Source organism: Nocardia sp. NPDC127526, assembly GCF_042672265.1.
GTDB lineage: Bacteria > Actinomycetota > Actinomycetes > Mycobacteriales > Mycobacteriaceae > Nocardia.
In genome coordinates this window covers 1-26,964 of the sequence record NZ_JBHXVO010000044.1, presented here as the reverse complement: position 1 = coordinate 26,964, position 26,964 = coordinate 1, and the positions used below count along the sequence as shown (strand labels likewise).

Below are 26,964 nucleotides of genomic sequence, written 5' to 3'. Positions count from 1 at the left end.
GATATGAATTCGTCACCGCGAGAGCGAGCTCCGCAGATCGGTGACGGTGGCGCGCCGCTCGTAAGCGATCCAGCCGAAGATCGCCGCCAGCACCAGCGGGAAGATCGCCATCGAGGGCTTGTCGGCGATGAACGCCTGCGTCCCCGCAGCCAGCACGGTCAGCACCGACAACCCCGCTGCGGCCAGTGCGCTGACCCGCGGCACCATCAGCCCGATCCCACCCGCGACCTCCACCACGCCGATGAAGATGAGCAGCCCGATCGGGATGGTCAGATTCTCAGGAGCGTTGTCCATCAACATATTCGGAATAACGAGCTTCGGCCCGCCGGACGCGATGATGAAGAACAGCCCGAGCACGATCTGCAGGGTCCACAGCACGCGGTTGCGAATCTTGCCGGGCCGGTAGGTGACGTCGGTGGAGAAGCTGGCGGTGGGGTTCGCGGTGGTCATTTCAGGTCCTTCTGGTCGGTCGCGCCGGGTTGGTAGCGCGTTCACGAGCTAGGACGGAGCGCGGTCTCGAGATTCATCGCTGCCCGCGACAACTTTCGCGCGGGTCGATCTTGATGTGAAACATCGTCGACCGGGAACTGGTGGCGGGGCCTTCTCGGGCTTTGCCGCCACCAGTTCCCGGTCGATGTCGTTTCAGTTGCGCAGGGTGGCGATGGCCTTCTCGATGCGCCGTTGGCGGGTGTCGGGCTTCTTCGCGCTTTCGATGGCGTGCACGTGTTCGCGTTTGCGGCTGTAGGAAAGGTTGTCGTAGGCGGCGCGGGCGGCGGGGTCGGCGTCCAGGGCTCGGGTGAAGTCCGGGGGTTCGACGATGACGCGGGGCTGGGTGTCGAGCTCGAGCTCGACTTCTACCTCGTCGCCGATCGCGACGCCTGCGGCCTGCCGGTTGGCGTTGCTGAGGCCGAGCAGGTAGCGGCCGCGCATGAGGGCGACCCGGCTCTTCCAGGAATGACCGTTGATCGTGATCGTCACTGGCGGCCGCGCGCCCTCGCCGAGTGCTGCCACCACCTCGGGCGGGACTTCCAGGCCCCGCATGGGCTCGGGTGGCTCGACGTGGGTTCGGAACTTCATGACCTGCCTCCTGTTGGTCTGCCGGCTGAAAGCTCAGGCCGTTGCCTGCCAAACGAATCCGTCCGGATCGGTGAACGAACCGATGCCGCCGTCCATGACTATGCGGTGCGATCCGCTGCCTTCCTGAGCGACCCCCGCCTCCTTGGCGGCAGCCTTGCGGGGGTACAGCGCCAAGGTGACCGGCGAGCCCGGGTTCGCGAACTCGGCGTACTTGCCGCCGAAGCTCTTCGACGCGGTCAAGCCGCGATCGGCATAGAACTGCTTGCTGGCCTTCACATCCGCCACGCCCATCAGCAACACCAGGTCGTCGATCTCCCGGGTGAACGGGCCCGCATCCTTCTTCTTCGAAGTGGCGATCTTCCAGATCGTCCCCTCCGGCGCCTGCACCACCGCGCTGTAACCCCACAAGCTCTTCTTCGCGGGCTTCAGGACGGTGAAGCCCGCGTCGACCGCGGTACCGACGAGGCTGTCGACGGTCGAAGGCTGCGATACCACCAGCGACAGGATATATCCACGGAATCCGGTCGTCGGCGCCTGCGAGGCCCGGAACCCGAGCCGGTCACCCAGTCCGAACGCGGCCTCATAGATCGCGGCGGCGGCCTGGGGATCGGCCACCTCGAGCTGAATGTTGATGCCGGTGCTGATGTTCGCGTTGATTTCCATGCTCATAACGCTAGGCAGGGGCCGCCTCGACCACATCCGTGCCGACCACGGAACTCACCACTGAGTCGAGCCCGTGGGGGTACGGGCCGGCCTCACCTAGCGGCGGTTCTCCGGCGAATCTTCCTGCCACACCAGAAACAACACGAACGTCCCGACGGTGATCAGGGTGGAGACCGCGCCGAGCACCAGCGGTGCCGGGCGGTTCTCGACCAGCGTCCAGCCGATCACGCTGGCCGCCAGTGAGCTCGCCATGAACACTGCGCGCAGGCCCCAATACCCGATGACGCCGAACCGGATCGGGTGCTGCCGGACGAACTTCTCCCAGCCCAGCACCTCTTCGCCGAAGCGTGTCTCCAAATGCCGGCCGAGGTAGGCGGCGTACCGGTGGATGGCGTGCGCGTGGTTGAGCCACGATATGCCCAGAATGATCGCCAGCAGCGGGAAGACGAATGCCAGGCTCGCGCTCTTGGTCTGCACTGCGACACCGAGCACCGCACCCACCGCGATCACGGACAGCGAGATCAACTGCGTCTGCAACTCGATGAGCTTGACGATCTCAGCTCGTAGGCTGATGAATTCGGCCACCGTCAGCGGGTCCGAACAGGGTGGATCCTCGCGCCTACCGCGATCCTCGGCCACCCGATCAGCGTAACGCCGCCACCTCTCGGAGTAACCGGATAATCGCGAAACCTCCTGCCCGGATCCCGGATTGGTCGGGTTCCAGAGTCCCCGCCAGCATGTGAAACGACATCGACCGGGAACTGATGGCGGCAAACGCCGAGAAGGGTCCGCCACCAGTTCCCGGTCGATGATGTTTCAAATCGAGGGCGTCGGCACGCGCGGGAATGTCGAGTGGTCAGCGTGGATCGGGACAGGTCGCATTCGTTACCTTCCCGGGCGGCTGCTCGTCGTAAGGATGACGGCCGGGTTGCGGGTCGTCGGACCGACGCTTGGAGTGGAGAAGGCAATGCTGACCGACGTTATGTACGTGACGATCTATGTGACCGATCAGGACCGGGCGCTGAAGTTCTACACCGAAGGGCTGGGACTGGAGAAGCGGATCGACTATCCGGGGCCGGACGGGCGGTTTCTGACCGTGGGTGTTGCGGGCGGGCCCGTGGAGATCATTCTCTGGGCGCATGCGCCGGGGGCCGGGCAGCCGATCGGTGCGGGGCCCGGAGTGGCGCCGGGGCCGGTCATTCTGGAGTCGGAGAACCTGCGGAAGGATTTCGAGGAATTCCGAGAGCGTGGCGTGACTTTCGAGCAGGGCGAACCGGAGGAATATCCATTCGGGATTCGGATCGAGGCGGTGGATCCGGATGGGAATCGGATCTCGTTGCGGGAGCGGCGTCATGGCTTTCCGAGTCGCCGATGACCGGATCGCTGCCATCGAGATCGTGGCGGATCCGGGCAGGCTCGCGGCGATGCGACTGCCGGATTCGGCGTAGTCATCGAAACGCTTTCCTGCCCAAGGTTCTTCACGGGGTGGCAGGATCGGAGGGATGGAGCTCGTGCCACGTAACCCCGCCGACGGGATCTACCCCGCCACCGATGACTACATCCATGCGCACGAGGTGCGCGGCGCCGGACGGCTGCTGTTCATCTCGGGCACCATGGGGCTCGACCAGCAGGGCAAGCCCGGTGCGACGCTGGAGGAACAGCTCGAACTGATCTGGTCGAATATCCGCCGCATTCTCGCCGCGGCGGATATGACCGTCGACAATATCGTCCGGACCACCGCGTACCTGCGTGATCCCGCCTATGCCGAAACCAATATGAAGGCGCGGGTGGCCGCGTTGAACGGCCGTGTCATTCCGACCACGACGATCGTCGCTCAAACGTTGGTGAGCGATTGGCTGGTCGAGATCGAGGCGATCGCCGCGGCCTGATCAGGCCGGCGCTTCGGTCAGCGTCGGGTAATCGGTGTAGCCGTGCTCGTCGCCGCCGTAGAAGGTGGCGCGATCCGCGGCGTTGTAGGGGCCGCCGGCTCGGATGCGGGCCGGCAGGTCCGGATTGGCCAGCCAGTAGGAGCCGAGTGAGATCGCGTCGGCGAGACCGGAATCGAGGTCCTGTGCGCCGAGTTCGGGCGTGGCCGGGGCGCTCGGGTCGACCGGGTGCGGGTTGAGGATCAGGACGCCCGGCCAGGTGGCGCGGACGAGGCGGGTCAGGTCGCGGGTGCCCATTTCCATGACGTGCACATAGGCGAGCGGCAGCGGCGCGAGAGCGCGCAGCAGCGCGGGATACAGTTCCGCCGAATCGCTTTCGGTGACGCCATTGAGCGTGACCGCGGGTGAGATGCGCACGCCCGTGTGCTCCGCGCCGATGGCATCCGCGACGGCGGAGACGATCTCGACGGCGAACCGGATGCGGTTGCCGATCGGGCCGCCGTATTCGTCGGTGCGCACATTGCTGCCGTCGGCCAGGAACTGGTGGATGAGATAGCCGTTGGCGCCGTGCAATTCGACGCCGTCGAAGCCCGCGTCGATCGCATTGCGCGCCGCATCGACGTGCTCGCGGATCACCTCGGCGATATCGTCGCGGGTCATCTCACGCGGAACCGGGTGCTCCAGCATGCCTTCCGGCGTGAACAGGCGCCCGCCCGAGGCGATCGGCGAAGGACCCAGCGGCAGTTCACCATTCGGGTACAGAACCGGATGGCCGACCCGGCCGGTGTGCATGAGCTGAGCGAAGATCCGCCCGCCTGCCGCGTGCACGGCGTCGGTGACCTTGCGCCAGGCCGCCACCTGCTCGGCATCGTGCAGACCCGGGGTCTGGATATATCCCTGGCCGAGCACGCTCGGCTGGATGCCCTCGGTGACGATCAGACCCGCGCCGGCGCGCTGGGCGTAGTACTCCGCGGTGAGCTCGCCGACCAGCCCGCCATAGGCGCGGCTGCGGGTCATGGGCGCCATGACCAGGCGGTTCGGCAGATCCAGCGCACCCACGGTGAGCGGGCCGAACAGGGCTTCGATCTCGGGCTGGGACATGATTCCTCCGATTGGTTGGTGCGCCAAGAGTATTACTTGGTATGCCAACTATTCAAACCGGGCCGCCCCCGTCGGCATTCCCGGGGGCGAGGATCAGGGCCGGTAATATTTGGCCCGCCAAGTATGTGGACAGGGAAGGAGCCCGGTGGCCGCGTCCGATCTGCCGTCGACCTCGGCGGAGCACGGGCCGATCAGCCATATGATCGCCCGCGTCGCGAAAGCGCACATGACCACCGCCGCCGGGCTGTTGCGCGGGGAGGGACTCACGCCCGGACCCGAGCTGCTGCTGATGGCGCTGTGGGATCGGGACGGTCAATCGCAGGCCGAGCTCGGCAAGGCACTCGGCCTCGACCCCTCCACCATCACGGCCAAAGTGAAGACCCTGGAGCGTGACGGCTTGATCACCCGCACTCCGGACCCGAACGACCGCCGGGCCATGATTGTGTCGCTGACCGCGGACGGCGCGCGGTTGCGCCCTCGCGTGGAGCAGCTCTGGGGTGAGTTGGAGGATGCCACCACTCGCGGACTCTCCGAGCGACAGCGCACGGAACTACTGCGACTGCTACGCAGGGTGGAAGCGAATCTTCTTTCACCCGAATGAGATTCGAGCCAGTCCGGAGGCGGCGGGCGCTCCCGCCGCCGTCGGTACGTGGAGTCAGTCGGTCCACAACCGGGTCTCGTGGCCGTCGACCAGCGCCCGGATCCGCGCGATCGCGTTCCCGGCGGGCTGAGCGGGCAACCGCCGGCCGTCCCGCAACCGCACCGCCACAGCACCATTCGCACTCTCGGCCGGGCCGACGACGAACTGGTACGGCACCAGGCGCGCGGACCGGACCCGCGCACCGAGGCTGCCCTCTTCCGCGCCGATCACCTGCACCCGGAGATCCGCGGCGAGGCACCGGTCCCGCAGCTCGGCGGCGGCAGCATCCTCGGCCTCGGAAACCGGCAGCACGGACACCTGAACCGGCGCCAGCCAGGCGGGAAATGCCCCGCCGTGCTGCTCGATCAGGTGGGCGACGGCCCGCTCGACGCTGCCGATAATGGCGCGGTGCACCATGACGGGACGATGCTTCCCGCCGTCGGCGCCGACATAGTGCAGGTCGAACTGCTCGGGTTGATGGAAGTCGACCTGCACGGTGGACAGGGTGGATTCCCGGCCCGCATGATCGCGCACCTGCACATCGATCTTGGGCCCATAGAAGGCCGCCTCGCCTTCGACCGCCTCGTAGACGATCCCGGCACGATCGAGCGCCTCGCTCAGCAACTTGCCGGCCCGCTGCCACATCTCCGGCGCCGCAACATATTTCCCATCGGGTCCCGGCAAGGAAAGCCGGTACCGCGCTCCCTCGATACCCAGCGCCCTGTGCGCGGAACCGATCATCGCCAGCGCCCCGGCCACCTCGTCACCCACCTGATCAGGGGTGCAGAAGATGTGCGCATCATTGAGCTGAATGCACCGCACCCGGGTCAAACCACCCAGCGCCCCGGACAATTCGGACCGATACATGGCCCCCAGCTCGGCCATGCGCAGCGGCAGCTCCCGATAGCTGTGCGATCGAGACCGATACATCACCGCATGATGCGGACACAGGCTGGGCCGCAACACCACCTGCTCCGCCCCCACCTCCATCGGCGGATACATGTCATCCCGGTAATGCCCCCAATGCCCGGAGATCTCGTACAACTCCCGCTTCCCCAGCACCGGCGAATACACATGCCGATACCCCGCCCGCCGCTCCGCGGTCCGGATGTACTCCTCCAAGCTGTGCCGCACCACGGCCCCATCCGGCAACCAATACGGCAATCCCGCACCGATCAACGGATCGGTATCGAACAACCCGAGCTCCCGCCCCAGCTTCCGATGGTCGTACACAGGTCTCTCCTCCCAAACGAGGGCGAGTGACCACGCGAAAAAGCCCCGGGCACTCGCCCGGGGCTTCGATCAGAACACAGTTCAGCGCGCCGGGACGTAGTCCGGCGTCGTAGTGACATGAGCGCGCTGCACGCCCACCACGCTACACCTGGAATCTGTCGCCGGACAAAGGCATTCCCCGCCGCGCATGCGTCTGCTCCGGGCTCACGGTGATCACGTCGACCTGCTCGACCAGCGACGCGGGCACCCGCCCGCCCTCGAAGTGCTCGACTCCGGGCACGATCACCGCCTCCGCATCGAGCCTGGTCGCTAATGCCTTTAGCTTTGCCAACGGTGGCCGTAACGCCCTCGGATCGAAGATGACCATCCCGGCGAAGTCATACCCGAGCCCCTCCGCAAGCTCCCGAATCCGGCTCTCGTCCCAGAGCCGCCCGATCCCGGACACGTCAACGTTCAGATACCCCAATGCCGTTGGCTTGTAGCGCAATGCAACCCCTCCTGGCTGGTCATCGGCCTCGACACCCAGGTCATCGTCGGCGGGCTCTCCGTCGTAAGCACGAATCTCCGAAAGGCCACCGCGAACCCCCACAGTCCTTGATGAACTGGATGACCGTCCCGATCTGGATCCGGCCGAGGTGATCGCAAGAGGTACCTTGCAGCTCGGTCCCGGCGCTTACGAAACTTTGCTGTACATAGGGGATCTGGATGGATTCCCAGTCCTGACCTGCACGGCGCCGGGGCCTCCTGCGGCGGTCGAACTGAGAGAGCCGTCATACCGGTACCTAGCCATGCTGGCGGCGGGCTTGCGTGAATCACACCGCTGGCAGTCCGCCGAAATACTGTCCTACCTATCCAATTTGCCCGGGGTCGGCACCAGGACTATTCGCCAGTTGTCGGGATCTTCGAAGGTGAATGCACCGACCTTTGTCCAATAGGTGCTGGGCAGGGGCTGCCGTCGATTGGTGCAGCCATATCTCGGACGGTGCCCGGAGGTCGGTGGTGGCAGCTCGATGGAAAGTTAAGCTGCGTTCGTGGACCGGACCGAGTTTTCGGAGTTGGCGGGGCGGCATCGGCATGAGCTTCTGGTGCATTGCTATCGGATGCTGGGGTCGTTCACCGAGGCGGAGGATGCTGTTCAGGAAGTGATGCTTCGGGCGTGGCGGAGTCGGGAGAGCTATGCCGGGCTGGCGTCGTTCAAGGCTTGGTTGTATCGGATTGCTACCAATGTGTGCCTGGATCTTTTGCGGGTTCGGGGGCGGGAGGTGGCAGTGACCGAGGATGTGCTGGGTGGGGGTGCGCGGGCGGCGACTGCGGAAGTTACTTGGCTGGAGCCGATTCCGGATCGGGTGCTGGATGCGGCGGAGGGGTCGCCGGAGGCTGCCGTTATTGCTCGGGAGACTATTGAGCTGGCGTTTTTGGCTGCTATTCAACATCTTCCGGTGAAGCAGCGGGCGGTGCTGATATTGCGGGATGTGCTGGGGTGGCCGGCGGAGGAGACGGCGGGGGCGTTGGAGATGTCGGTGGCGGCGGTGAAGAGTGCGTTGCAGCGGGCTCGGGAGACGATGCGGGGGAATCTGCCGGCGGATCGGGGGGAGTGGGGGCCGGTGGGGGAGCCGGACAAGGGGGATCGGGAGATTTTGCGGCGGTATGTGGAGGCATCGCAGCGGGCGGATGTGGGGGAGCTGGCGGCGCTGTTGCGGGAGGATGCGCGGCAGGCCATGCCGCCGGCGAATCTGCTGTTCGCGGGGCGGGCGGCGATCATCGCCATGTGGGAGCGGGCGCTGGTGGGGGCGGACGCCTGGGGGGAATGGCGGACGGTGGAGATCGGGGCGAATCGGCAGCCGGCCGTCGCGAATTATGTGCGGCGGCCGGGGGAGGACCGGTTCAGCGCGGTGAACATCGATGTACTGCGGCTGGCGGACGGGTTGATCGTGGAGATCACGACGTTCGGGCCGGAGTTGCTGCCGGCGTTCGGGCTGGAGCCGAGCCTCTAGAAAAACTCGGGCGGCAGCGATTCCTTTTCCTGCGGGCCGGGGTCTTACAGACGTCCGGCAGCACGAAAGGAACAGAATATGTCTGACGTCAAAGAGTTGAACCGCCTGGTCGGCACCTGGAAAGTCGCCGGGGGAGCGGAGGGGACCGTGACCTACCGGTGGCTGGAGGGGGAGCGATTCCTGCTTCAGGACATCGACCTCGAGCAGTACGGCCAGGCCGTCACGGGGCTCGAGGTCATCGGCCACGAGAAGCCGTTCGGCGCGGAGCAGGCCGGGGCGGACATCAAGTCGCGGTATTACGACAATCAGGGCAATACCTTCGACTACGTCTACGAGATCGACGGCGACACCCTGACCATCTGGGGCGGGGAGAAGGGGTCGCCCGCCTACTACAAGGGCACCTTCAGCGCCGATGGCGACACCCTGTCCGGCGCCTGGGTCTACCCGGGCGGCGGCGGGTACGAGTCGGTCTCGACCCGGATCCGCTGACGGCCCCGCACACGGAAATCCCCGCGGGCCCATGTCCGCGGGGATTCGGGTCGGAGGGGCTCAGAGCGGATCGAGGCCGAGGTCGGCATTGGCCAGTTTGATCGCCTCCCGGGTCTCCAGGGTCGCGCGCGAGCGATCCCACTTCCGATTGGCGGTGTCCTGGTCCTGGGCCACCCGCGCCTGCATGGGTTCGATTTCCGGATCCGGTGGCGGGCCGGTCCCGGAGGCGAGGCGGGCGGCTTCGGTTTCGCGGCGGTCGTCGCGACGGGTGGCGGCGTGCTGATGGCCCTGCTTGCGGCGGGCGTCCTGGGAGAGATTCGGCTTTTCCATCGAGCTGTACCTTTCGGTCGCGCGTATGGGCGATCTCAGTATGCGCCCGGAAAAACCAGTCCGGTCGGTTTCTTAAACGAGAACGTCCCCCTGCACCCGCGGTCGAGCGGGTAAGGGGGACGTCTCACATCTGCCGCCGGTAGGCGAGCGTTTCAGTTCTGGCTGGATTCGCCGTCGCGATGCTCACGAGAGAGCTTGCGCAGGAAATCCGGATCGTCCTCGGGACCGATAACGCGATTCCGGCGGGGGGATGCTGACCCGCTGCCGGTCGGTCGCTGAGGTCCGAAAGCCTTCCAGCACAGCACCGCGACTGCCACGATCGCGATGAGTGCCAACAGGTACGTCACGTCGCTCACCTCCTGCCAACGAGGGTAATCCGTGTCCGTACCCGCGGCACCGTAGAACTTGAAATGGGGGTTACACGCGGGTCGCCTCGGTGGTGAGGGACTTGAGCAACTGCATGACTTCGGATTCGCGGAATCGGCGGTGCCCGCCCGGAGTACGCAGGGAGCCGAGGCGTCCTGCGTGTGCCCAGCGGGTCACGGTCTTCGGATCAACATGGAACAGGGCTGCCACCTGGCCGGGGGTGAGCAGGGTGTCCTGGCCGTTGACGGAACCCATTACGACGCGGCTCGCCGCGGTGAACGCAGTCATTCGCAAACCTTTCCGTTTCGACAGATCCCTCATCAGTAGCGACATCGTTGCACTGCTACCCCCTGGTGTTCGAACAGTCTCGATTTGGTAAAGAGGAAGTAATAGACAAAACGGATATCCGTACTGTGTTTACCCTCACTAAAACAGCCGCCGTAGCGAACATTCAGCGACTTTTCTGGAGAGGGTGCGGGGAATGCCCGAATCGCCGTCACCTAGGCTGTCGGCGTGAGTGACGCACCCCGGCCCGATGGTGCGGGCCGCCGCCTGGCCCGCGATATGGCCCTCTACACCCTCGCCCGGCTCGCCCTGGTCGCCGTCATCGCGGCCATCATCATGGGCGTGGCCGCCGCGGTGAACGTGGCCGTTCCGCTCATTGTGGCGCTGTTGTTCGCGCTGCTCATCGCCATGCCGCTGTCGCTGGTGCTGTTCAAAAAGCTTCGTACGCAGGTGAACAAGGACATTGCCGTGGTCGACGCCAAGCGCCGCGCGGACCGCGAGGAACTGCGGAAACGTCTGCAAGGAGGTGACGCGTGAAGCGCTGCGATCGCTCCACTCCCCGCGACTGGGTCGACAATGCCGTCCGGCTGATCGACGCCGACACCCAGCGCAGCGCGGATACTCACCTGTTGCGCTACCCGCTCCCCGACGAGTGGGGTATCCAGCTCTATCTCAAGGACGAATCCACCCACATCACAGGCAGTCTCAAGCACCGCCTGGCGAGATCACTGTTCCTGTACGCGATCTGTAACGGCTGGGTCACGGAAGGCACCACCGTGGTGGAGGCTTCGTCCGGTTCCACCGCCATCAGCGAGGCGTACTTCGCGAAACTGCTGGGCCTGGACTTCGTGGCCGTCGTACCGGCCAAGACCTCCCCGGAGAAGCTCGCGCTCATCGAGGCGCAGGGCGGGCGTTGTCATCTGGTCGACAAGGCGCCGGACATCTATACGGAGGCAGCGCGTTTGGCGGCCGAATGCGGCGGCCACTATATGGACCAGTTCACCCACGCCGAGCGGGCCACCGACTGGCGGGGCAACAACAATATCGCCGAATCCATCTTCCAGCAGCTGGCTTTGGAAACCCATCCGGTGCCGGAGTGGATCGTCGTCGGCGCTGGTACGGGCGGTACCAGCGCCACCATCGGCCGGTACATCCGCTACAAGCGGCACGCCACCCGGCTGGCCGTGGTGGATCCGGAGAATTCGGCCTTCTATGGCGGCTACGAGCTGGCCGACGCCGGCTATCAGACCGGAATGCCTTCGCGGATCGAGGGAATCGGCCGCCCGCGGGTGGAGCCCTCGTTCGTCGGCCAGGTGGTCGACTGCATGCTCGAGGTGCCCGACGCCGCCTCGATCGCGGCCGCGCGGCATGCCTCGCGGGTGCTGGGCCGCCGGGTCGGCGGGTCCACCGGCACCAACCTGTGGGGAGCATTTGCCCTGATTGCCGACATGATTGCGGAGGGCCGCACGGGCAGCGTGGTGACCATGCTGTGCGATGGCGGGGACCGTTATGCCGGAACCTATTTCAATGACGAATGGGTTGCCGGTCAGGGGCTGAGCCTGGCGGAACCCGAGTCGATCATTGCCGAATTCATCGCTACCGGTACTTGGTCGGGCTAGTTTCCGCACGGCGTGGCGATGGGGTGAGAACTAATGATCACCCACCCAATTGTTTGCTATTAATTTGCTGAAGTGGTTTCGTCGGCGTCGGATCCTCCGCCGCCGCGTTGCCGCGCGGCCGCCGGCGCGCATCTCCCGATGTGTTTACGGGGCTTGACACTGCGGGCCGTTCCCGCACCACCGGGCGCGTTATCGCCGTCGACTGATCGACACTCGTGGCCAGATACAGCGACCAGGACTGCAATCCCGAGGCGCGCCAGTTGTTCACTCGCAGCTCCCGGATGGCCAGCGTCTTCGGATCGCGCACCAGCGTGGTCGGGTTGTCCCGGCTGGAGACCACGGAATCGCTCTGCCAGGCCGCCCGGAATTCCGGGCTCACCAGGCAGGCGTCGATGATCTCCCGCGCCCGCTCCTCATTGCCGGTGCGCGCGATCTGGAGCCGGAACCAGCTCACGGCCACGCTCGCCTCGCCGGTCCAGTCGAGCAGGACCGTGCGGGCGATCGGGTTGAGGAAGATCCACTCGAGGGCGTTGACTCCCGGATCCAGCTGTGGGAAGACCTCCGTATAAGAGGAATTGACGGCCAGGATGTCCAGCAGTGCCGAGACGTAGGTCGCCGGCTTGGGGTTCAGCAGGTTCAGATACTCGAGGTCGGCGGCGGTGGGGTGATCGAGTTCGACCTGCGGCGCCGGGCCCTCGGCCAGGATGAGCGCGTACTCGAATTCGGCGGGCTGCAGTTTCAGTGCGTCGCTCAGGGATTCGATGACGCGCCGGGAGGGGGTCGCGCCGCCTTCGATCTTCGTCAGATAGGGGACGGAGAGGTTGGCGAGCCATGCGAGCTGCGGGCGGGTGAGGTTGGCGGTCGTGCGGCGCTGGCGAATGTACTCGCCGAACGTGGGAACTCCATCCATTATTTAGGGTGACCTTACCTGTATAGCTGTTAAGTACAAGCGCGGTTGCCCACCGACCCACGCACGGTCGTGCGACGAGGAGGTGCGCGGTAACTGGTTCTGCTCCAATAGTTTGAAACAACAACAAATCAGGAGTCGAGTTGGGTCAGCATCCGCGATCGGTCGTCGGTGTCAATATCACGGTGGGGCCGTGGGTGATTCCCGCGGGCGGCGGCGTGGCCCGGCGGACGCAGCGGGGCGAGCTCGCGAACCCGTGGGAGCCGGCGGCCTTCGGTCTGTATCGGGATCGCGACGGGGATATCTGGGAGAAGGAAGCGGGCGGCTGGCGGCTGCGGTTGCAGGGCGGCGTCCCGGTCGACCCCGACACGCTGTGGGGCTGGGCCGATGGCCACGTTCGCGATTACGCGCCCTTCGTGCCCCTGGGCTGATTCTTCCGCCGACGGCGAACGCCCTTCCGATCGTGTCAATTTTCGTTGACGCACCCCGCATGTCAACGTAAATTGACATTCATGAGTGAAGCAACGACTCTGGCGGCCGCCGCGGGCAGCCCCGACCCGCAGGTCGGACTGCGCGCGGTCCTGGCGCTACGCCGGCTGCTCGAGCGGCTCGAGGCCATTCAGGTCACCAATGCCCGGAATCAGGGCTGGTCCTGGCAGGCCATCGCGGACGCGCTCGAGGTCAGCAGGCAGGCGGTCCACCAGAAGTACAACCGGAAGGGCGGTATCCGCTGATGTTCGAACGATTCGACAAGGCAGCCAAATTCGCCGTGGTGGGCGCACAGGAAGAGGCTCGCGAGCTGCGTGCGCCGTCCATCGACGTCGAACACGTGCTGCTGGGCGTGCTGGCCGCGCCCGACACGGGCTTGACGGCCCTGCTCGGCGAACACGGGCTGACGGCCGCCGGCGTACGGGAAACGCTGGCGCGCAAGCGGACCGGCGAACCCCTCGGACAGGAGGACGCGGAGGCGCTGCGCTCCATCGGCATCGACCTCGACGCCGTGCGGGAAAGCCTGGAGGCGACCTTCGGCGAGGACGCCCTCGACCGCGCGGTGCCCGCCCCGGAATCGCGGCGCGGCTTCTTCCGCAATGCCAAAGGCATGAGCTTCGGGCACATTCCGTTCAGCCGGGACGCCAAGAAGATCCTGGAGCTGTCCCTGCGCGAGGCCCTCGCCCGCAAGGACAATGGCATCGGGGCCGGGCATATCGTGCTCGCCATCCTGCGCGCGCCCAATCCGGCCACCCGCACGCTGCTCGGCGACGAGTCCGCGGTGCAGGGCCTGCGGGCGGCGGTCTCGGCGCACCTCGATCGCGCGGCCTGAACCCGGATCGGGGTGTGTGCTGCCCGGCCGGGAACTCGATCTCACCCTACGATCGAGGCCATGACGCTCATACTTCGTCTGCTTATCACCGGTGTCGCCATCTGGCTGGCGTCCGAGTGGGTCGACGGGATCACCATCAAGGCCCCCGAGGATCAGGACGCCACCACCGGCAAGCTCATTGTCATCGCGGTCGCGGCGGTGATCTTCACCATTGTGAACGCCCTGGTGAAGCCCATCGTGCAACTGCTGTCGCTGCCGCTGGTGATCGTGACCCTGGGCCTGTTCCTCCTGGTCATCAACGCGCTCATGCTGTGGCTGACCTCGGTGATCACCGAGACCACCAGCTACCAGTTGCACGTGGACGGATTCTGGGCGGCCGTGTTCGGCGGCATCATCATCTCCATCGTGAACTGGGTGCTGGGAGTGCTCGTTCCGGAGAAGGCCTAACCGATTGCGAGCGCTGCACCCGTGGCGATCGACCACACCAGCAGCGCCAGGCCCGTACCGGCGAGGGCGGGAATCAGACCCGGCCCGTTCTTGCCGGTGCGCACCGGTTCGTTCGCCTTGATGGCGAGCGGCAGCGCCACCAGCCCGGCCAGCGCCCACGGGGTGCGGGCGGCCAGGGTCAGCGTGGCCGCGTACGGGATCATGATCAGCGCCAGATGCAGTGTGCGCGTGCGGCTGTCGCCGAGGCGCACGGCCAGGGTGGTCTTGCCGGACACGCTGTCGGTCGGGATATCGCGCAGATTATTGGTGACCAGCACCGCGCTGGAGAACGAACCGACCGCAATGGCGCACACCAGGCCCGCCCAGTCGACCTTCCCGGCCTGCACGTACTGGGTGCCGAGCACCGCCACCAGACCGAAGAACACGAACACCGCGATCTCACCGAAACCGCTGTACCCGTACGGGTTCCGGCCGCCGGTGTAGAACCAGGCCCCGGCCAGGCAGGCCGCGCCCACCAGCAGCAGCCACCAGGCGGAGGTGGCGGTCAGAACCAGCCCGATCACCGCGCCCAGCGCCAGGCAGCCGATGGCGGCATTGCGCACCGCGGCCGGACTGGCCAGCTTGGAACCGACCAGGCGCAGCGGGCCGACCCGCTCGTCATCGGTGCCGCGAATACCGTCGGAGTAGTCGTTGGCGTAGTTCACGCCGATAATGAGGGACAGCGAAAGCAGCAGGCACAGCACCGCTTTCCACCAGACCGCGCCATCGATCGATGCGGCCGCCCCCGTCCCCACCAGGACCGGGGCGATCGCATTCGGAAGTGTGCGCGGCCGAGCGCCCTCGATCCACTGTGCAGCTGTAGCCATGACGGCAGCCTAATGCGCGGCTCGGTGCGGGGGCACGCTCAGGAGCCGCGCCCCGGCACCGACGCGACCACCGGCTCAGGATTCCGCGGCGGCCTTCAACTGCGCCAGGCCCTTCTCGAAGTCCTTGCCCACCAGCTTGTCCATGGGGACGAGCTTGCCGAACAAGGCTTGGGCGCCGGTCTGCTGGCCGGTCATGCGCCAGGTGACCTCGGTCCCGCCGGCCTCCGGCCGGAATTCGAAGGTGACCTGATTGGTGGCCCGCCACGGCTTCTCGAAATGCAGTTTGATCCCGATGGCGTCGTGCGTGGCGGAGGTGATCTCCATATCGCCGCGCCCGGCCTTGCGATTGCCGCTCCAAAAATAACGTGCGCCGATGCCTCGATCGGCCCCACTGTAGACGCGCTCCATATTCGGGTCCGTGTCCTCCCACGGCGACCACTTCCGCCACTGGTGGAAGTCGTCGATGAGGGCTTGGACCTGCTCCGGTTCGGCCTTGATGACCGTTTCCCGGTGGATGTCGAATTCGGCCATGCACAAAGCGTATGCGACCGCGCCGCCGGAACCGGCGAATCCGGCAGTGCCCGCACCGCTCACCTACGATTGGCGAGGAATGTATTCGCGAACAGGCAGCTCCAGCAGCGGTAGCGCCCGCCTCGCCGCAGGCGATCCGGTCCTCGTGGCCCTCCTCGGCGAGATCGCCCTGCGCCGCGACGGCGCGCTCACACCCGTACCCGGAACCCGCTCCCGCCTCCTGGTCGCCGCCCTCGCCCTGCACCCCGGCCGCAGCCGCAGCGCCCAGGCCCTCATCGACGACATCTGGGGCGAGGACCCGCCCCGCGCCCCGATGAACGCCCTGCACACCCAGGTCTCCCGCCTGCGCGCCGCCCTCCCCGACGGCGTCCTGGAGATCGGTCCCGCCGGTTACCGCCTCATGCTCGCCCCCGACCAGGTCGACCTGACCCTGGCCAAACAGCTGGAAGAGCAAGCGCGCCAAGCCCACACCGCCGGTGACGATGACACCTGCCTGGCGCTGATCACGGCCGCCCGCTCGCTGTGGCGCGGCGAGCCCGCCGCCGATCTCCCGCCCGGAGCGGTCGCGGACGAACTGACGCAGCTCGCCACCGCCCGCCTCCAAGCGCTCGACACCTTGGACCTCGCCGCCCGCGAAGCCGGTGGCGATCTCCCCGGAGCCCTCGACCTGGCCCGCCGCGCCGTGACCGCGCACCCCCTGGACGAACCCGCCCACGCGACTCTCATGCGAGTGCTCGCCGCCTCCGGCCGCACCAACGAGGCCCTGGACGTCTTCGCCACCCTCCGCACCCGCCTGCTGGAACAGCTCGGCGCGGACCCGGGCCCCGCCCTGGTCGCCCTGAACACCGCGATCCTGCGCGGCGAGCCGCTACCGGGTACCCAGCCGAACCGGCGCGGGATCACACCACGGGATCCTGTCGGCCCGGATCACCCGGCGGGACCGGTCCCCGCGACGAATGCCGAGCACGCCGCCGGGGCGGGTACCCGAGCGGAAACAGGCTATCCGCAGGGCGCGGGCGGTGTGGAGCAGCACCAGGCCGGTGAGAGCGATTCGCCGACCGGGGCGGCGAGCTCGTCGGGGCCGTGGGCAGTGGGGTTGCGGGCGGCGCCGAATCCGCTGCTGGGGCGAGAAGAGGATCTCGATGCGCTGGAAGCGTTGCTGCGGAACTCGCGGGTGACGACGGTGCTCGGGCCCGGCGGGACCGGGAAGACGCGGGTGGCCAATGAATTGGGGGCGCGGGTCGCACACAAGAAGTCGGTGGCGCTGGTGGAATTGGCGTCGGTGCGGCCGGATGCGGGCGGGTTGGAGGGGACTCGGCTCGAGGTGGAGGCGGCGATCGCGGCCGTGCTCGGGGTGGGTGAGCTGAGCCGGGAGACCACTGTGCTGCGGCCGGTGCGGACGCAGGTCTCGCGGCAGCGGTTGCGGGATGCCTTGTCGTCGCGGCCCATGCTGTTGATTCTGGACAACTGTGAACATCTCGTCGAAGCGGTGGCGGAGGTGGTGGCCGATCTGGTGGGGGTCAGCGATCAGCTGACCATTCTCACCACCAGCCGGGCGCCGCTGGAGATCACCGCCGAGGCGGTGTATCCATTGCCGCCGTTGGCCATTGATCCCGATGGATCGCCCGCGACCGAGTTGTTCGCGGCGCGGGCGCGGGCGGTGCGGCCGTCGGTGCGGCTGGATCCGGAGGTGGTGGCGCGGCTGTGTCACACCCTCGACGGTCTGCCGCTGGCCATCGAACTGGCGGCGGCGCGGGTGCGGACCATGAGCGTGGAGGAGATCGAATCCCGGCTCGAACATCGATTCGCCCTGCTGCGCAGCGGGGATCGCAGTTCACCGCAGCGGCATCGCACCCTGCACGCGGTGATCGAATGGAGCTGGAATCTGCTCGATGCCGAGCAGCGGGTTGCGCTGCGCCGGTTGTGCCGATTCCCGGCCGGATTCACCCTGCGGGCCGCCGAGACCGTCATCGCCGGACCCGAGATCACCGATGCCGCAACGGCTATCGACGGACTGGTGGGCCAGTCGCTGCTGACCGTGCTGGAGCCCGACATCGCGGGCGAGGACACCCGCTACCGAATGCTGGAGACGGTCCGCGAATACGGTGAGGAGCAACTCGAGTCCACCGGCGAGGCCGATCGCGTGATGGAACGGATGTCGGTGTGGGCCACCACCTTCGCCCTCGAGACCGCGTGCCGGTATCCGACCGATGATCAAGTGCTTGCGGTGCTGTCCACCGCGGCCGAACTCGACAATCTCGTCGCCGTCCTGCGCTATGCGGTCGACCACAAGGACATCGAGACCGCGCACACGGTGTTCCCGGTGCTGGCCGGGCTGTGGGTGATCCGCGGCGCGCACATGGAATTGATCAACTGGGCGCCCCGCTACCTCGCCCTGCCGCTGCGTTCCGGCCCGCTCACCGAAATTCAGGCCGATCTGCAGCTGTTCGGTCAGCTGGTGGTGGCACTGCATCTGCTGTACATGAACGACAGCGTGCGCTCGGTGGGCATCGTCCGGGCGCGGATCCGGCGGATGCTGCGTTCGGGTGATCCGCTCACGCCGGTGTTCCGCTATGTGGGCGAACTGGCGACGTTGCCCATGCGCGCGGGCGGGCCGGTGCTGGCGCGCCGGCTCGGGGACGGGACGCGGTCCGCCGATCAGCGCACCCGGGTGACGGCGCTGCTGCTGCGCGCCAATCTGCGCGAGAACGCCGGCGATGTGCACGGTTCCATCCGGGACGCGGTGCGCGCCTTGGCATCCGGGGCGGACGGGGACACCTGGGGCACGGCCATGGTGTCGCAGCACCTGGGCAGCCTGTACGGGCAGACGGCGCGCTACGCCGAATCGGTTGGCTTCTACCGGCGTTCGGCCCACCTGCTGCACCAATTGCGGGCCTACGAGGAGTCGGTCGAGATCCGCAGCCTGCTCGCGCTGTCATTGACCGGCATGGGTGACACGGCGCAGGCCCGCCGCGAACTCGAGCCTGCGCTGGGCGTGGTCGGCCTGTCGCCCACCGGGAACTACGTGGGGATCGAGCCCAATCACCGGCGGGCCGCGGTCATGGCGGGACTGGCGGAAATCGAACTGGCGGAAGGCGATATCGATTCCGGCCTGCGCCGCTACTGGCAGGCGCTGGCCCAGATCCGCTGGCCGCACGGCACGCTGGCGCCCGGCCCGGGCGATGTCATGTTCGGCGCCGTGGTGGTCGACGCGCACATCCTGTACGACCGCGCCGACGAGGTGCACAAGCTGGTCCGGCAGTTGGTGGAGGTCGCGATCCCGCGCCTGGCCCAGTACTGGGACCTGCCCCAGATCGGCGGGGTGGCGTGCGCGCTCGGCACCTATCTGCTGGCTATCGGCGAAAATCGGGACGCGGCACTGGAGCTGCTGGCCCTCGCGCCGAGAACGGTTGCCCGCCAGGATTATCCGTCCATGCGACTGGAACGCCACTACGACCTGCATCGTGCGGTGGTGGGCGCGGAGCGCATGGCCGCGGCTCGGAAGGCGGTGGCACGGCTGGGCCGCAAACCGGCCGCGGAGCGAATCATGGCTCTGCTCCGCGAATTCCACGAAACCCACTGAGCGGCCGATCCGGACGACAGGAAGCCCGCCCCCGGTTTCCCGGGGTCGGGCTTCCCTCCGGCGGGTTGCCGATGTCACTCAGGCGCGGCGCATGTAGGCCCGCACCGTGAGCGGCGCGAAGATGGCGATGACCACGACCGAGCCGATCAGCGACCAGCCCAGATCGACGGTGACGCCGACGCCGTTCATGAGCGCCCGGCAGGCATTGACCATGTAGTACACCGGGTTCACGTGGTTGATCGCCTGCATCCAGCCCGGCATGGTGGACACCAGTGCGAAGGCGCCGGACATGAAGGTGAGCGGGAACATCACCATCATGGAGATGCCCTGCACGCCGGCGGCGCTCTTCCCGGTCACGCCGACCAGCGCCCAGATCCAGCTGACGGCGAAGGAGCACACCACGACCACCAGGCCGGCGGCCAGCACGCCGAGCGCGCCGCCCTCGGGGCGGTAGCCGATGGCGAGACCGACGATCACGGTCAGCACGGTGGCGATGGCGTAGCGCACCATATCGGCGATGAGCGCTCCGGCCAGCGCCGAAATACGGGCGATGGGCAGGGATTTGAAGCGGTCGAAGACGCCCTTGTCCATATCCTCGCGCAGCTGGGTGCCGGTGACGATCGAGGTGAGCACCACGGTCTGCACCAGAATGCCCGGGATCAGCACCGGCAGATAGTTCTGCACGCTGCCGCCGATGGCGCCGCCGAAGATGTAGGCGAACAAGGCCGTGAACAGAATCGGCTGGATGGTGACGTCGAACAGCTGTTCCGGATTGTGCTTGATCTTCAGCAGGCCGCGGTAAGCCATCGTCAGCGAGTTGGCGACGGTCTGCCGCAGCGGAATGTGATTGGAGACCTGGGGAATCGGTGCGGCGGCCGCATGCCGGCCCGCCGCGGGTGCGGCGACGGTGGTGGTCATGCCGCGCTCCTCTCGGTGTTGTCGTTCTCGTCGTCCGCGCCGTGGCCGGTCAGGGCGAAGAACACCTCGTCCAGGCTGGGCTTGGCGACATTGATCTCGTCGACCCGGATGTCGTGCTCGCGCAACCGGATCAGGATGTCGGTGGTGATGGTCGGATCGGGCAGGGGAGCGGTGATGCGGCCGGCCTCGGGGCTGATGCTCGCCTCCACGACCTTGCCCTCGGCGCGGGACAGGTACTCGCCCACCAGGATTCGCGCCTCCTCGATGCGGGCCCGATCGGCGAGGGTCAGCTGCAGGGCCGACAGCCCGACCGAACCCTTCAGTTCGTCGGAGGTGCCGTCGGCGATGACCTTGCCGCGATCGATGACCGCGATCCGGTCCGCCAGCTGATCGGCCTCGTCCAGATACTGCGTGGTGAGCAGGACCGTCGAACCCTCCCGCACCAGTCGCCGGATGGTCTCCCACATCTGGGCGCGGGTGCGCGGATCCAGACCGGTGGTGGGCTCGTCCAGGAACAGCAGCGGCGGGTGCGCGATGAGGCTGGCGGCCAGATCCAGCCGCCGCCGCATACCGCCGGAGAAGTTCTCCAGGGCCTTGTCGGCGGCCTCGGTCAGCCCGAACTCCTCCAGCAGCTCGGCCGCCTTGCGCCGGGCGTCGGCCTTGGACAGGCCCAGCAGGCGCGAGAAGATAATGAGGTTCTCGGTGGCCGAGAGCTTTTCGTCGACCGAGGCGTACTGCCCGGTCACGCCGATCAGCGAGCGCACCGCGGTCGGCTCGGCGACCACGTCGCGGCCGAAGATGCGGGCGCTGCCGCCGTCGGGCCGCAGCAGCGTGGCGAGCATGCGGATGGTGGTGGTCTTGCCGGCGCCGTTGGGCCCGAGCACGCCGTACACGGCCCCCCGCGGCACCGCGAGGCTGACGCCGTCGACAGCCCGCTGCTCCCCGAAGACCTTGACCAGCCCGTCCGCCTCGATGGCCAGGGGCTCAGCAGGTGGGTAAGAAGTCATGCCGAGAACTGTGCGCCCCTGATCTTGCACGCCCCTTGCACCGCTGTTGCACGCCCGCGCAAGCGCGGTGACCAGGGCCGATGCCACGCGCCACGGCGGTGGCCTGCCGCCGATTCCGCCGCCGGATTGTTAGCCTGACCCCGAGATCGCGCTCCGGAAATCCCTCAGTTCGCTCCGCCCGCTACCGCCCGTTGCGTTTTGGATTGCGAGGTTCCGTTGAGAATCGCCTCTGTCACCGCGACCGTCCTCATCGCCGCCGCGACCGCGCTCACCACCGCGGTCACCGCCTACGCGACACCGCTGGATGTCCAGACCCCGGATTCCGGCCCGCCCGTGGTGCTGGGCTCCGACGAGCCCGAACCCGCGCTGCTCAGCTGCCCGCCGCTCCCGGACGCCGACGACCCGCTCGGCCCGATTCCGCCGCGCGACCCGCTGTGCGGTGAGGACGATATGGAGCTGGTCCCCAATATCTACCTGCGCAGCAATGCCTACCGCCACCTGTCCACCATCTACGGCCCGGACGTCGAGGTGAGCCTGATCGGCAACAACCACTATCAGCTGCGCGATCGCCGCACCGGCGAGCTCATCCTCGGCGAGGATCGCCGCACCCTGCACCACGTGCCCTTCGGCCGCGAGGTGCAGCCGCCGAATCCGGAACAGCTGCAGGACCTGACACCGCACGAGCAGGCGCTGCGGGAAGGGCTGTCGCGCGTGACCGTCGGCGTCATGCAGGGCGTCGTCTACACCGGCGACCTCACCGATATGTCCGCCTACCTGACCACGCCCATCGGCAGCCTGGTCGTGCAGGCGCCCGGCACCGGGCCCGACCCGCTGCAACCCGGCCCGGGCGGCGAACGACGGGTGGTGCCGCTCAACAACTTCCAGGTCCTCGACAATCAGGGCCGATACGTGATGGGCAATACCCTCACCCTCGGCTCACCGATGGCGTTGTGGCCCAATGCCGCCGTGCCCTGCCCGCTGGGCACCGTGCCCATTTCCCAGCTGCCGCCGAAGAACTCGCCGGACTGGCAGGAGCAGAAGTTCCAGCAGGCGGCGGATCTGCCGGATCCGGTCTGCAAGGCCCCGGCCGGCGTCCCGATCGCGGTGCGCGATATCGACGATCCCGCGCCGCCGTCCGATCAGCCGGGACAGCCGCGCGTGCAACAGGATCCGGTGCAGCGGCAGAAGGACATCAATGACGCCTACAGCGCCGTGGCCACCCAGTTCGGCCTGGCGGTCAGCGTCGGAGCGCTGCTCGGCGGCATCTCCGGCCTCGCCGTCGGCTGCATCCTGGGCGCCATCGGCGGCGCGCTGGGCGGCGAGCTCTCGGCCGCGCTGGCGGGCGCGGCGGGCGGCGGCGTGGCCGGATGCCTCACGGGCGCCGCGATTCTCGGCAGTATCGGCGGCACCGTCGGCAGCCTCGCGATCGGCGTCCCGGTCGGCATCGCATCCGGCGTGAACGCCTACAACACGCTGCGATTGCAGGGCGATGTGGCCCGCAATCCGATTCCCGACGCGGTGCAACCCCTCGTCGCGCACCAGGTCGGCATGCTGATCGCCGAGGCGGGCGAATCCCTGCGGTCGATGGCCGGAGCCCTCGCCCCGGCGCTGCCGCAGCCGGAGCCCGTGGCGGCCGCCCGGCCCGAGCCCGCGGCCGCATCACAGCCCGAGCCGGTTGCGCCGCCACAGCTTTCGCCATGGGTGCCGCCGCGGCTGACAGCCGCGCTGCCGGAACCCGTCACCGGCCTGCTGCACTCGATCCTCGCGCCACCGGCCCCCGCGGCGTAAACGAACCCCGTCATTCCGGCATGGGGTTGGCCGGAATCCACCACGACGGCTCGAAGCCACAAGCGTGGATCCCGGTCACAGGCACGCCGGGGCGGACGTGGATCCGGCCATGACTGCGCGGGGCCGGCGCCGCCGCTCAGCGCGAGGTGTCGACCAGCAGGTCCTGCCGCAGCTTGTTGCGGTCCGGCTTGCCCGGACCGCGCAGCGGGATCTCGTCCAGGACAGCCAGTTCGCGCGGAGCGGCGATGGCGTCGAGTTCGGCGATCACGTGTGCGCGCAGCTCGTCCAGGGTGGGCGGGGTGGCTCCCGGCGCGGGCACGATGGCGGTGACCACGCGCTGGCCCAGGCGGTCGTCGGGCAGCCCGAGGACCACACATTCGGCAATGGCCGGGTGCGTGCTGAGCACGGCCTCCACCACCTGCGGAATGACCAGCAGGCCGCCGGTCATGATGGCCTCGTCGAGGCGTCCGGTCACGGTGAGCACGCCGTTCTCCACGAAACCGGCGTCCTCGGTGCGGAACCAGCCGGGTTCGGCGAAGGCCGGATGATCGGGCATATTGCGGTAACCCTTGGCGATCATGTCGCCGCCGAGCACCACGCGCCCGTCCTCGATGCGAATCCGCGCACCCGTCAACGGCGCGCCCTCGTAGACGCAGCCGCCGCAGGTCTCGCTCATGCCGTAGGTGCGGAAGACGGTGATGCCCGCCGCGCGGGCGCGTTCCAGCACCGGCGCCGGGGTGGCCGCGCCGCCGATGAGCACCCCGTCGAGCGAGGCCAGCGCCGCCGTGGCGACGGGTTCGTCGAGGGCCTTGATGAGCTGGGTCGGCACCATGGCGGTGTACCGGCGTTCGCCGCGCATACCGGAGATGGCGCCCGCGAGCGCTTCCGGCAGGAAGCCGTCCGACACATCCACCACGGCCGGTTCGGTGCCCGCCAGAATGCTGCGCAGCAGGACCTGGATGCCCGCGATGTGATGGGTCGGCAGGGCCAGCAGCCACTGGCCGGGTCCGCCCAGCCGTTCGTGGGTGGCGTCGCCGCTGGCGCGCAGGTTGGCCGCGGTGAGCATGGCGCCCTTGGGCGTTCCGGTGGTGCCGGAGGTGGTGACCACCAGGGCCACGTCCTCGTCGATCTCCTCACCGGGACGCAGACTGGAGCCGAGTCGCTGCGCCTCGCGGCGGTCGGCGGTGGGGACGGGTAGCCAGGCGGGGCCGTTGCCCTCCAAGGCTTCCCGGAGATGCGGCAATACTTCGCCCACCGATGCGCCGGTGGGCATGGGGAGTATGCGGAGGGTATTGCTCACGTTCGCGATCGTGTCATGTCGTGGGGTGGCGGCGCACCTGGGAAGGTCGACGCCCGGTCGATGGGTCGGTCGGTCAGTCGGACGTCGGTGTCGCCAGCGGCCAACCGCCGGCTGCCAGCCGGGAGGCCACCCGTGCGATATCGTCCTCGCCCGGTTGCTCCTTGGCAACTCGGGCTATGGCGGCCTCGATGTCCTCGCGCGCGATATCGGTGCGGGCGATCTCGGCGGTGGCGCGATGGTCGTGGATGAGATCCTCGACCACGATCTGCACCTCGTAATCGGTGAGCCGGCGGTGCAGGACGGCCAGCAGCGCCACATAGTCCGACTGCGGAATACCCTGCGGATATCCGGCTTTCAGCCAGGCCAGCACCTTCTGCAGCAGATTGGTGCGCGGCTGCGAATCGGGTTCGACCGGCGTTTCGGGCTGTTCGGGGTTGCTCACGAGCGTGCCTTTCGGTCCGGCGGCGTCACGCGCCGAGCAAATGTATGCCGAGGCGGGAGGCCAGGAAACCGCGTGCGATGAACAGCACACCGACCACTACGGCGATCATCACCACGGCGAAGCAGAGCGCGGACACGGCGGTCGCCACATATCTGGCGGTGCCGGTCGCGCCGTCGTCGACCTGTGCGCGGTAGCGGATGCCCACCGCGAACACCATGGGCAGGCCCGCGCCGAACACCAGCGCGGCCACGGTGACCTGCCACAGATCGGAGAACGTGTTCAGAAACGTGTTCATGGCCTGTGCCTTCCGCCGTTCACCGGCTGGCGTCGACCGGCGGGGCGCCCTGCCAGTCGTCGTTGACATTGCTGGAGTTCACGGGCTTGCGGCGGGACCGCATCCAGATCAGCGCGGCCATGCCGATCAGCAGCGCGAACACCACCAGCGTGCCCGCGGTATCGCCGATGCCGTGCAGGATGGCCCAGCAGATCGCGCCGACCACGCCGGCCAGCGGCAGGGTCAGCACCCAGGCCACCACCATGCGGCCCAGCACGCCCCAGCGCACCTCCGCGCCCGGGCGGCCCAGGCCCGAACCCAGGATGGAGCCGGTGACGGTCTGCGTGGTGGACAGCGGCAGGCCGAAATGCGCTGAGGTGAGAATGATCGCCGCACTGGTGGATTCGGCCGCGAAACCCTGTGGCGGCGCAATGTCCACCAGGCCCTTGCCCAGCGTGCGGATGATGCGCCAGCCGCCCAGGCAGGTGCCCGCGGCAATGGCCACCGCACAGGACACGATCACCCACAGCGGCAGCGGATCGCTGGCGTTCACCGAACCGTGCGCGATGAGCGCCAGGAAGATGATGCCCATGGTCTTCTGCGCGTCATTGGTGCCGTGCGCCAGCGAGACCAGTGAGGCGGAACCGATCTGCCCCCACCGGAAGCCGCGGTCCACGGTCTTCTCATTGCTGCCGCGCGTGATCCGGTAGACCAGCCAGGAGGCGATGGACGCGACCAGCGCCGCCACCACCGGGGCCAGCAGCGCCGGGATGATGATCTTGCCGAGCACGCCCTTGTTGCCGGACACCCACACCACGCCGTTCCAGCCCAGCGCGGCGATGGTGGCGCCGATGAGACCGCCGAACAGGGCGTGCGAGGAACTCGACGGCAAACCCAGCAGCCAGGTGAACAGATTCCACAGGATGCCGCCGACCAGGCCCGCGAAGACGATGTCGAGCAAGGCTCGGCCGCTCACCTCCGACAGGTCCACGATGCCCTCGGCGACCGTCGCGGCGACGGCGACGCTGAGGAACGCGCCGATGAGATTCAGCGCGCCGGAGAGGAGTACGGCGGTACGCGGTGGCAACGCACCGGTCGCGATCGAGGTGGCCATCGCGTTCGCGGTGTCGTGGAATCCGTTGGTGAAGTCGAACGCCAAGGCCGTGAGAACAACGATCAGCAGAACGAGCAGTTCGGCAGACACGACGTTCAGTGTGCGATATGCCCTTTACGAGCTGTTAACCACCTCCCCCGATCCAGTTCACAGTTACTCGCGTGCTAATGCCAACTCTCGGGACTCTCAGGGGCTTCGCCCCCGAACCCCCCGGGTGCTGCCCGCTTCTCGATCAGCCTTTCGGAGGGCGGCTGTCGCGGCGCAAGGGATGGTCGGCGGGGACTTCGACGAGCACGATCGGGACGCCGTCGGGGTCGCGGACCCACATTTCGATGAGGCCCCACGGCTCTTGTTTCGGGGCGCGGTCGATGGGGACGCCGCGGACGGTGAGTTCGGCGGCGGCGTCGGAGCAGTCGCGGACCTGTAGCCAGATTGCGCCTGCGAAGCCGGGTGGGGCGTCGTCGGTGCGGCCGTGTCCGGCGACCTCGAGGAGGGACTGGCCGGCGAAGAAGACCGTGCCGCCCGGGTATTCGCGGGCTATGGCCAGGCCCAGCGTGTCTCGGTAGAACGCGAGCGTGCGCTGGTAGTCGGAGGGGCGCAGGATCAGCCGACTGCTCAGTATCTCCATGTAGTGAGCTTCCCAGTCCCCGCCGCGGGGGCGGGGCAGGAACGCTCGGAAGATCCGGGAATCAGAAGTACCAGGGGTAGGGCTTCCAGTCCGGGTCGCGTTTTTGCAGGAAGGCGTCGCGGCCTTCGACGGCTTCGTCGGTCATGTAGGCCAGC

34 protein-coding genes and 1 pseudogene are annotated in these 26,964 nt (G+C 67.7%); 13 read left to right on the top strand and 22 right to left on the bottom strand.

The genetic code is table 11. The features are described from left to right. Window positions 1–12 precede the first annotated feature (12 nt). The 4 genes from ACFVIV_RS36910 to ACFVIV_RS36895 form a co-directional block, all read right to left on the bottom strand. Window positions 13–450: a DoxX family protein gene (locus tag ACFVIV_RS36910; protein ID WP_379204618.1), complete on the bottom strand. Its 438-nt coding sequence runs from the start codon at window positions 448–450 to the stop codon at window positions 13–15. Window positions 451–642: 192 nt separating this feature from the next. Next, window positions 643–1,077, bottom strand: coding sequence for a YdeI/OmpD-associated family protein (locus ACFVIV_RS36905; protein WP_379204616.1), 435 nt, complete (start codon window positions 1,075–1,077; stop codon window positions 643–645). Window positions 1,078–1,110: 33 nt separating this feature from the next. Continuing rightward, on the bottom strand, window positions 1,111–1,740 hold the full coding sequence (locus ACFVIV_RS36900; RefSeq protein WP_379204614.1) for a glyoxalase: 630 nt from the start codon (window positions 1,738–1,740) through the stop codon (window positions 1,111–1,113). 96 nt (window positions 1,741–1,836) lie between these two features. Beyond that, a complete protein-coding gene (locus tag ACFVIV_RS36895; RefSeq protein WP_379204613.1) occupies window positions 1,837–2,379 on the bottom strand; it encodes a hypothetical protein in 543 nt (180 codons plus the stop codon). 100 nt (window positions 2,380–2,479) lie between these two features. On the opposite strand from ACFVIV_RS36895, the gene ACFVIV_RS36890 reads away from it, so the two are divergent. Then, complete coding sequence (locus ACFVIV_RS36890; RefSeq protein WP_379204611.1) at window positions 2,480–3,115, top strand: VOC family protein; 636 nt, start codon at window positions 2,480–2,482, stop codon at window positions 3,113–3,115. 127 nt (window positions 3,116–3,242) lie between these two features. Further along, on the top strand, window positions 3,243–3,629 hold the full coding sequence (locus ACFVIV_RS36885) for a RidA family protein (RefSeq protein ID WP_379204609.1): 387 nt from the start codon (window positions 3,243–3,245) through the stop codon (window positions 3,627–3,629). Here the strand turns inward: ACFVIV_RS36885 and ACFVIV_RS36880 are convergent, their stop codons facing one another. After that, window positions 3,630–4,727 carry an alkene reductase gene (locus tag ACFVIV_RS36880; RefSeq protein ID WP_379204607.1) on the bottom strand — a complete coding sequence of 366 codons (1,098 nt, stop codon included), beginning with the start codon at window positions 4,725–4,727 and terminating at the stop codon, window positions 3,630–3,632. Window positions 4,728–4,872: 145 nt separating this feature from the next. Here ACFVIV_RS36880 and ACFVIV_RS36875 point away from each other — a divergent pair, with 145 nt between their 5' ends. After that, window positions 4,873–5,328 (top strand): MarR family winged helix-turn-helix transcriptional regulator, encoded by a 456-nt coding sequence (locus ACFVIV_RS36875; RefSeq protein ID WP_379204605.1) that lies wholly within the window; start codon window positions 4,873–4,875, stop codon window positions 5,326–5,328. A 54-nt stretch (window positions 5,329–5,382) separates the two neighbouring features. Here ACFVIV_RS36875 and thrS read toward each other — a convergent pair whose 3' ends face one another. From thrS to ACFVIV_RS36860, 3 genes are all read right to left on the bottom strand, one after another. Then, window positions 5,383–6,600 (bottom strand): threonine--tRNA ligase, encoded by a 1,218-nt coding sequence (thrS, locus tag ACFVIV_RS36870; protein WP_379204603.1) that lies wholly within the window; start codon window positions 6,598–6,600, stop codon window positions 5,383–5,385. A 142-nt stretch (window positions 6,601–6,742) separates the two neighbouring features. Then, window positions 6,743–7,087 (bottom strand): hypothetical protein, encoded by a 345-nt coding sequence (locus ACFVIV_RS36865; protein WP_379204602.1) that lies wholly within the window; start codon window positions 7,085–7,087, stop codon window positions 6,743–6,745. A gap of 357 nt (window positions 7,088–7,444) precedes the next feature. Then, window positions 7,445–7,546, bottom strand: a complete 102-nt coding sequence (locus tag ACFVIV_RS36860; protein ID WP_379204643.1) for a hypothetical protein — start codon at window positions 7,544–7,546, stop codon at window positions 7,445–7,447. A gap of 85 nt (window positions 7,547–7,631) precedes the next feature. Here ACFVIV_RS36860 and ACFVIV_RS36855 point away from each other — a divergent pair, with 85 nt between their 5' ends. Then, window positions 7,632–8,594 (top strand): RNA polymerase subunit sigma-70, encoded by a 963-nt coding sequence (locus ACFVIV_RS36855; protein WP_379204600.1) that lies wholly within the window; start codon window positions 7,632–7,634, stop codon window positions 8,592–8,594. 78 nt (window positions 8,595–8,672) lie between these two features. Further along, a complete protein-coding gene (locus tag ACFVIV_RS36850; RefSeq protein WP_379204598.1) occupies window positions 8,673–9,083 on the top strand; it encodes a hypothetical protein in 411 nt (136 codons plus the stop codon). Between the two features lie 60 nt (window positions 9,084–9,143). Here ACFVIV_RS36850 and ACFVIV_RS36845 read toward each other — a convergent pair whose 3' ends face one another. The 3 genes from ACFVIV_RS36845 to ACFVIV_RS36835 all read right to left on the bottom strand — a co-directional run bounded on the left by ACFVIV_RS36845 (window position 9,144) and on the right by ACFVIV_RS36835 (window position 10,067). Beyond that, entirely contained in the window at window positions 9,144–9,413 is a 270-nt protein-coding gene (locus ACFVIV_RS36845) for a hypothetical protein (protein ID WP_379204596.1), read from the bottom strand. 152 nt (window positions 9,414–9,565) lie between these two features. Next, window positions 9,566–9,760, bottom strand: a complete 195-nt coding sequence (locus ACFVIV_RS36840) for a hypothetical protein (protein ID WP_379204594.1) — start codon at window positions 9,758–9,760, stop codon at window positions 9,566–9,568. 70 nt (window positions 9,761–9,830) lie between these two features. Further along, a complete protein-coding gene (locus ACFVIV_RS36835; RefSeq protein ID WP_379204592.1) occupies window positions 9,831–10,067 on the bottom strand; it encodes a BldC family transcriptional regulator in 237 nt (78 codons plus the stop codon). A 225-nt stretch (window positions 10,068–10,292) separates the two neighbouring features. Here ACFVIV_RS36835 and ACFVIV_RS36830 point away from each other — a divergent pair, with 225 nt between their 5' ends. Together ACFVIV_RS36830 and ACFVIV_RS36825 are read left to right on the top strand one after the other, a co-directional pair. Next, complete coding sequence (locus tag ACFVIV_RS36830; RefSeq protein WP_379204590.1) at window positions 10,293–10,601, top strand: DUF4229 domain-containing protein; 309 nt, start codon at window positions 10,293–10,295, stop codon at window positions 10,599–10,601. Next, window positions 10,598–11,683 (top strand): PLP-dependent cysteine synthase family protein, encoded by a 1,086-nt coding sequence (locus ACFVIV_RS36825; RefSeq protein WP_379204588.1) that lies wholly within the window; start codon window positions 10,598–10,600, stop codon window positions 11,681–11,683. The genes ACFVIV_RS36830 and ACFVIV_RS36825 overlap by 4 nt, the downstream gene beginning before the upstream one ends. A 37-nt stretch (window positions 11,684–11,720) precedes the next feature. Here ACFVIV_RS36825 and ACFVIV_RS36820 read toward each other — a convergent pair whose 3' ends face one another. Next, window positions 11,721–12,593, bottom strand: a complete 873-nt coding sequence (locus tag ACFVIV_RS36820) for a helix-turn-helix domain-containing protein (RefSeq protein WP_379204586.1) — start codon at window positions 12,591–12,593, stop codon at window positions 11,721–11,723. Window positions 12,594–12,733: 140 nt separating this feature from the next. Between ACFVIV_RS36820 and ACFVIV_RS36815 the strand changes: the two genes are divergently transcribed. The 4 genes from ACFVIV_RS36815 to ACFVIV_RS36800 all read left to right on the top strand — a co-directional run bounded on the left by ACFVIV_RS36815 (window position 12,734) and on the right by ACFVIV_RS36800 (window position 14,358). Further along, on the top strand, window positions 12,734–13,021 hold the full coding sequence (locus ACFVIV_RS36815; RefSeq protein ID WP_379204584.1) for a hypothetical protein: 288 nt from the start codon (window positions 12,734–12,736) through the stop codon (window positions 13,019–13,021). Window positions 13,022–13,102: 81 nt separating this feature from the next. After that, a complete protein-coding gene (locus tag ACFVIV_RS36810; protein ID WP_379204582.1) occupies window positions 13,103–13,324 on the top strand; it encodes a helix-turn-helix domain-containing protein in 222 nt (73 codons plus the stop codon). Beyond that, the gene (locus ACFVIV_RS36805) at window positions 13,324–13,911 is read left to right on the top strand and encodes a Clp protease N-terminal domain-containing protein (RefSeq protein ID WP_379204580.1); all 588 of its coding nucleotides are present in this window, start codon (window positions 13,324–13,326) and stop codon (window positions 13,909–13,911) included. The genes ACFVIV_RS36810 and ACFVIV_RS36805 overlap by 1 nt, the downstream gene beginning before the upstream one ends. A gap of 60 nt (window positions 13,912–13,971) precedes the next feature. After that, entirely contained in the window at window positions 13,972–14,358 is a 387-nt protein-coding gene (locus ACFVIV_RS36800; protein ID WP_379204578.1) for a phage holin family protein, read from the top strand. Here the strand turns inward: ACFVIV_RS36800 and ACFVIV_RS36795 are convergent. Further along, window positions 14,355–15,224 carry a 1,4-dihydroxy-2-naphthoate polyprenyltransferase gene (locus tag ACFVIV_RS36795; protein ID WP_379204576.1) on the bottom strand — a complete coding sequence of 290 codons (870 nt, stop codon included), beginning with the start codon at window positions 15,222–15,224 and terminating at the stop codon, window positions 14,355–14,357. The two genes, ACFVIV_RS36800 and ACFVIV_RS36795, sit on opposite strands and share 4 nt — an antisense overlap. Before the next feature lie 75 nt (window positions 15,225–15,299). After that, window positions 15,300–15,755, bottom strand: a complete 456-nt coding sequence (locus ACFVIV_RS36790) for an SRPBCC family protein (protein WP_379204575.1) — start codon at window positions 15,753–15,755, stop codon at window positions 15,300–15,302. Between ACFVIV_RS36790 and ACFVIV_RS36785 the strand changes: the two genes are divergently transcribed. Continuing rightward, entirely contained in the window at window positions 15,754–19,338 is a 3,585-nt protein-coding gene (locus tag ACFVIV_RS36785; RefSeq protein WP_379204573.1) for a BTAD domain-containing putative transcriptional regulator, read from the top strand. The two genes, ACFVIV_RS36790 and ACFVIV_RS36785, sit on opposite strands and share 2 nt — an antisense overlap. 78 nt (window positions 19,339–19,416) lie before the next feature. Here the strand turns inward: ACFVIV_RS36785 and ACFVIV_RS36780 are convergent, their stop codons facing one another. Together ACFVIV_RS36780 and ACFVIV_RS36775 are read right to left on the bottom strand one after the other, a co-directional pair. Further along, on the bottom strand, window positions 19,417–20,256 hold the full coding sequence (locus tag ACFVIV_RS36780; protein ID WP_379204571.1) for an ABC transporter permease: 840 nt from the start codon (window positions 20,254–20,256) through the stop codon (window positions 19,417–19,419). Beyond that, window positions 20,253–21,263, bottom strand: coding sequence for an ATP-binding cassette domain-containing protein (locus tag ACFVIV_RS36775; RefSeq protein WP_379204569.1), 1,011 nt, complete (start codon window positions 21,261–21,263; stop codon window positions 20,253–20,255). Before ACFVIV_RS36775 ends, ACFVIV_RS36780 begins: the two co-directional genes overlap by 4 nt. 216 nt (window positions 21,264–21,479) lie before the next feature. Here ACFVIV_RS36775 and ACFVIV_RS36770 point away from each other — a divergent pair, with 216 nt between their 5' ends. Continuing rightward, window positions 21,480–23,051 (top strand): hypothetical protein, encoded by a 1,572-nt coding sequence (locus ACFVIV_RS36770; RefSeq protein WP_379204567.1) that lies wholly within the window; start codon window positions 21,480–21,482, stop codon window positions 23,049–23,051. 136 nt (window positions 23,052–23,187) lie between these two features. Here the strand turns inward: ACFVIV_RS36770 and menE are convergent, their stop codons facing one another. The 6 genes and pseudogenes from menE to ACFVIV_RS36740 form a co-directional block, all read right to left on the bottom strand. Then, on the bottom strand, window positions 23,188–24,324 hold the full coding sequence (gene menE, locus ACFVIV_RS36765; protein WP_379204641.1) for an o-succinylbenzoate--CoA ligase: 1,137 nt from the start codon (window positions 24,322–24,324) through the stop codon (window positions 23,188–23,190). Between the two features lie 100 nt (window positions 24,325–24,424). Continuing rightward, window positions 24,425–24,793 (bottom strand): DUF3349 domain-containing protein, encoded by a 369-nt coding sequence (locus tag ACFVIV_RS36760; RefSeq protein WP_379204565.1) that lies wholly within the window; start codon window positions 24,791–24,793, stop codon window positions 24,425–24,427. Window positions 24,794–24,818: 25 nt separating this feature from the next. Continuing rightward, on the bottom strand, window positions 24,819–25,088 hold the full coding sequence (locus tag ACFVIV_RS36755; protein ID WP_379204563.1) for a hypothetical protein: 270 nt from the start codon (window positions 25,086–25,088) through the stop codon (window positions 24,819–24,821). A 19-nt stretch (window positions 25,089–25,107) separates the two neighbouring features. After that, window positions 25,108–26,271, bottom strand: coding sequence for an anion permease (locus ACFVIV_RS36750; RefSeq protein ID WP_379204561.1), 1,164 nt, complete (start codon window positions 26,269–26,271; stop codon window positions 25,108–25,110). 142 nt (window positions 26,272–26,413) lie between these two features. Beyond that, complete coding sequence (locus ACFVIV_RS36745; RefSeq protein ID WP_379204559.1) at window positions 26,414–26,809, bottom strand: VOC family protein; 396 nt, start codon at window positions 26,807–26,809, stop codon at window positions 26,414–26,416. 61 nt (window positions 26,810–26,870) lie between these two features. Continuing rightward, window positions 26,871–26,964 (bottom strand): annotated as a pseudogene (locus ACFVIV_RS36740) (1,4-dihydroxy-2-naphthoyl-CoA synthase); the annotation flags it as partial.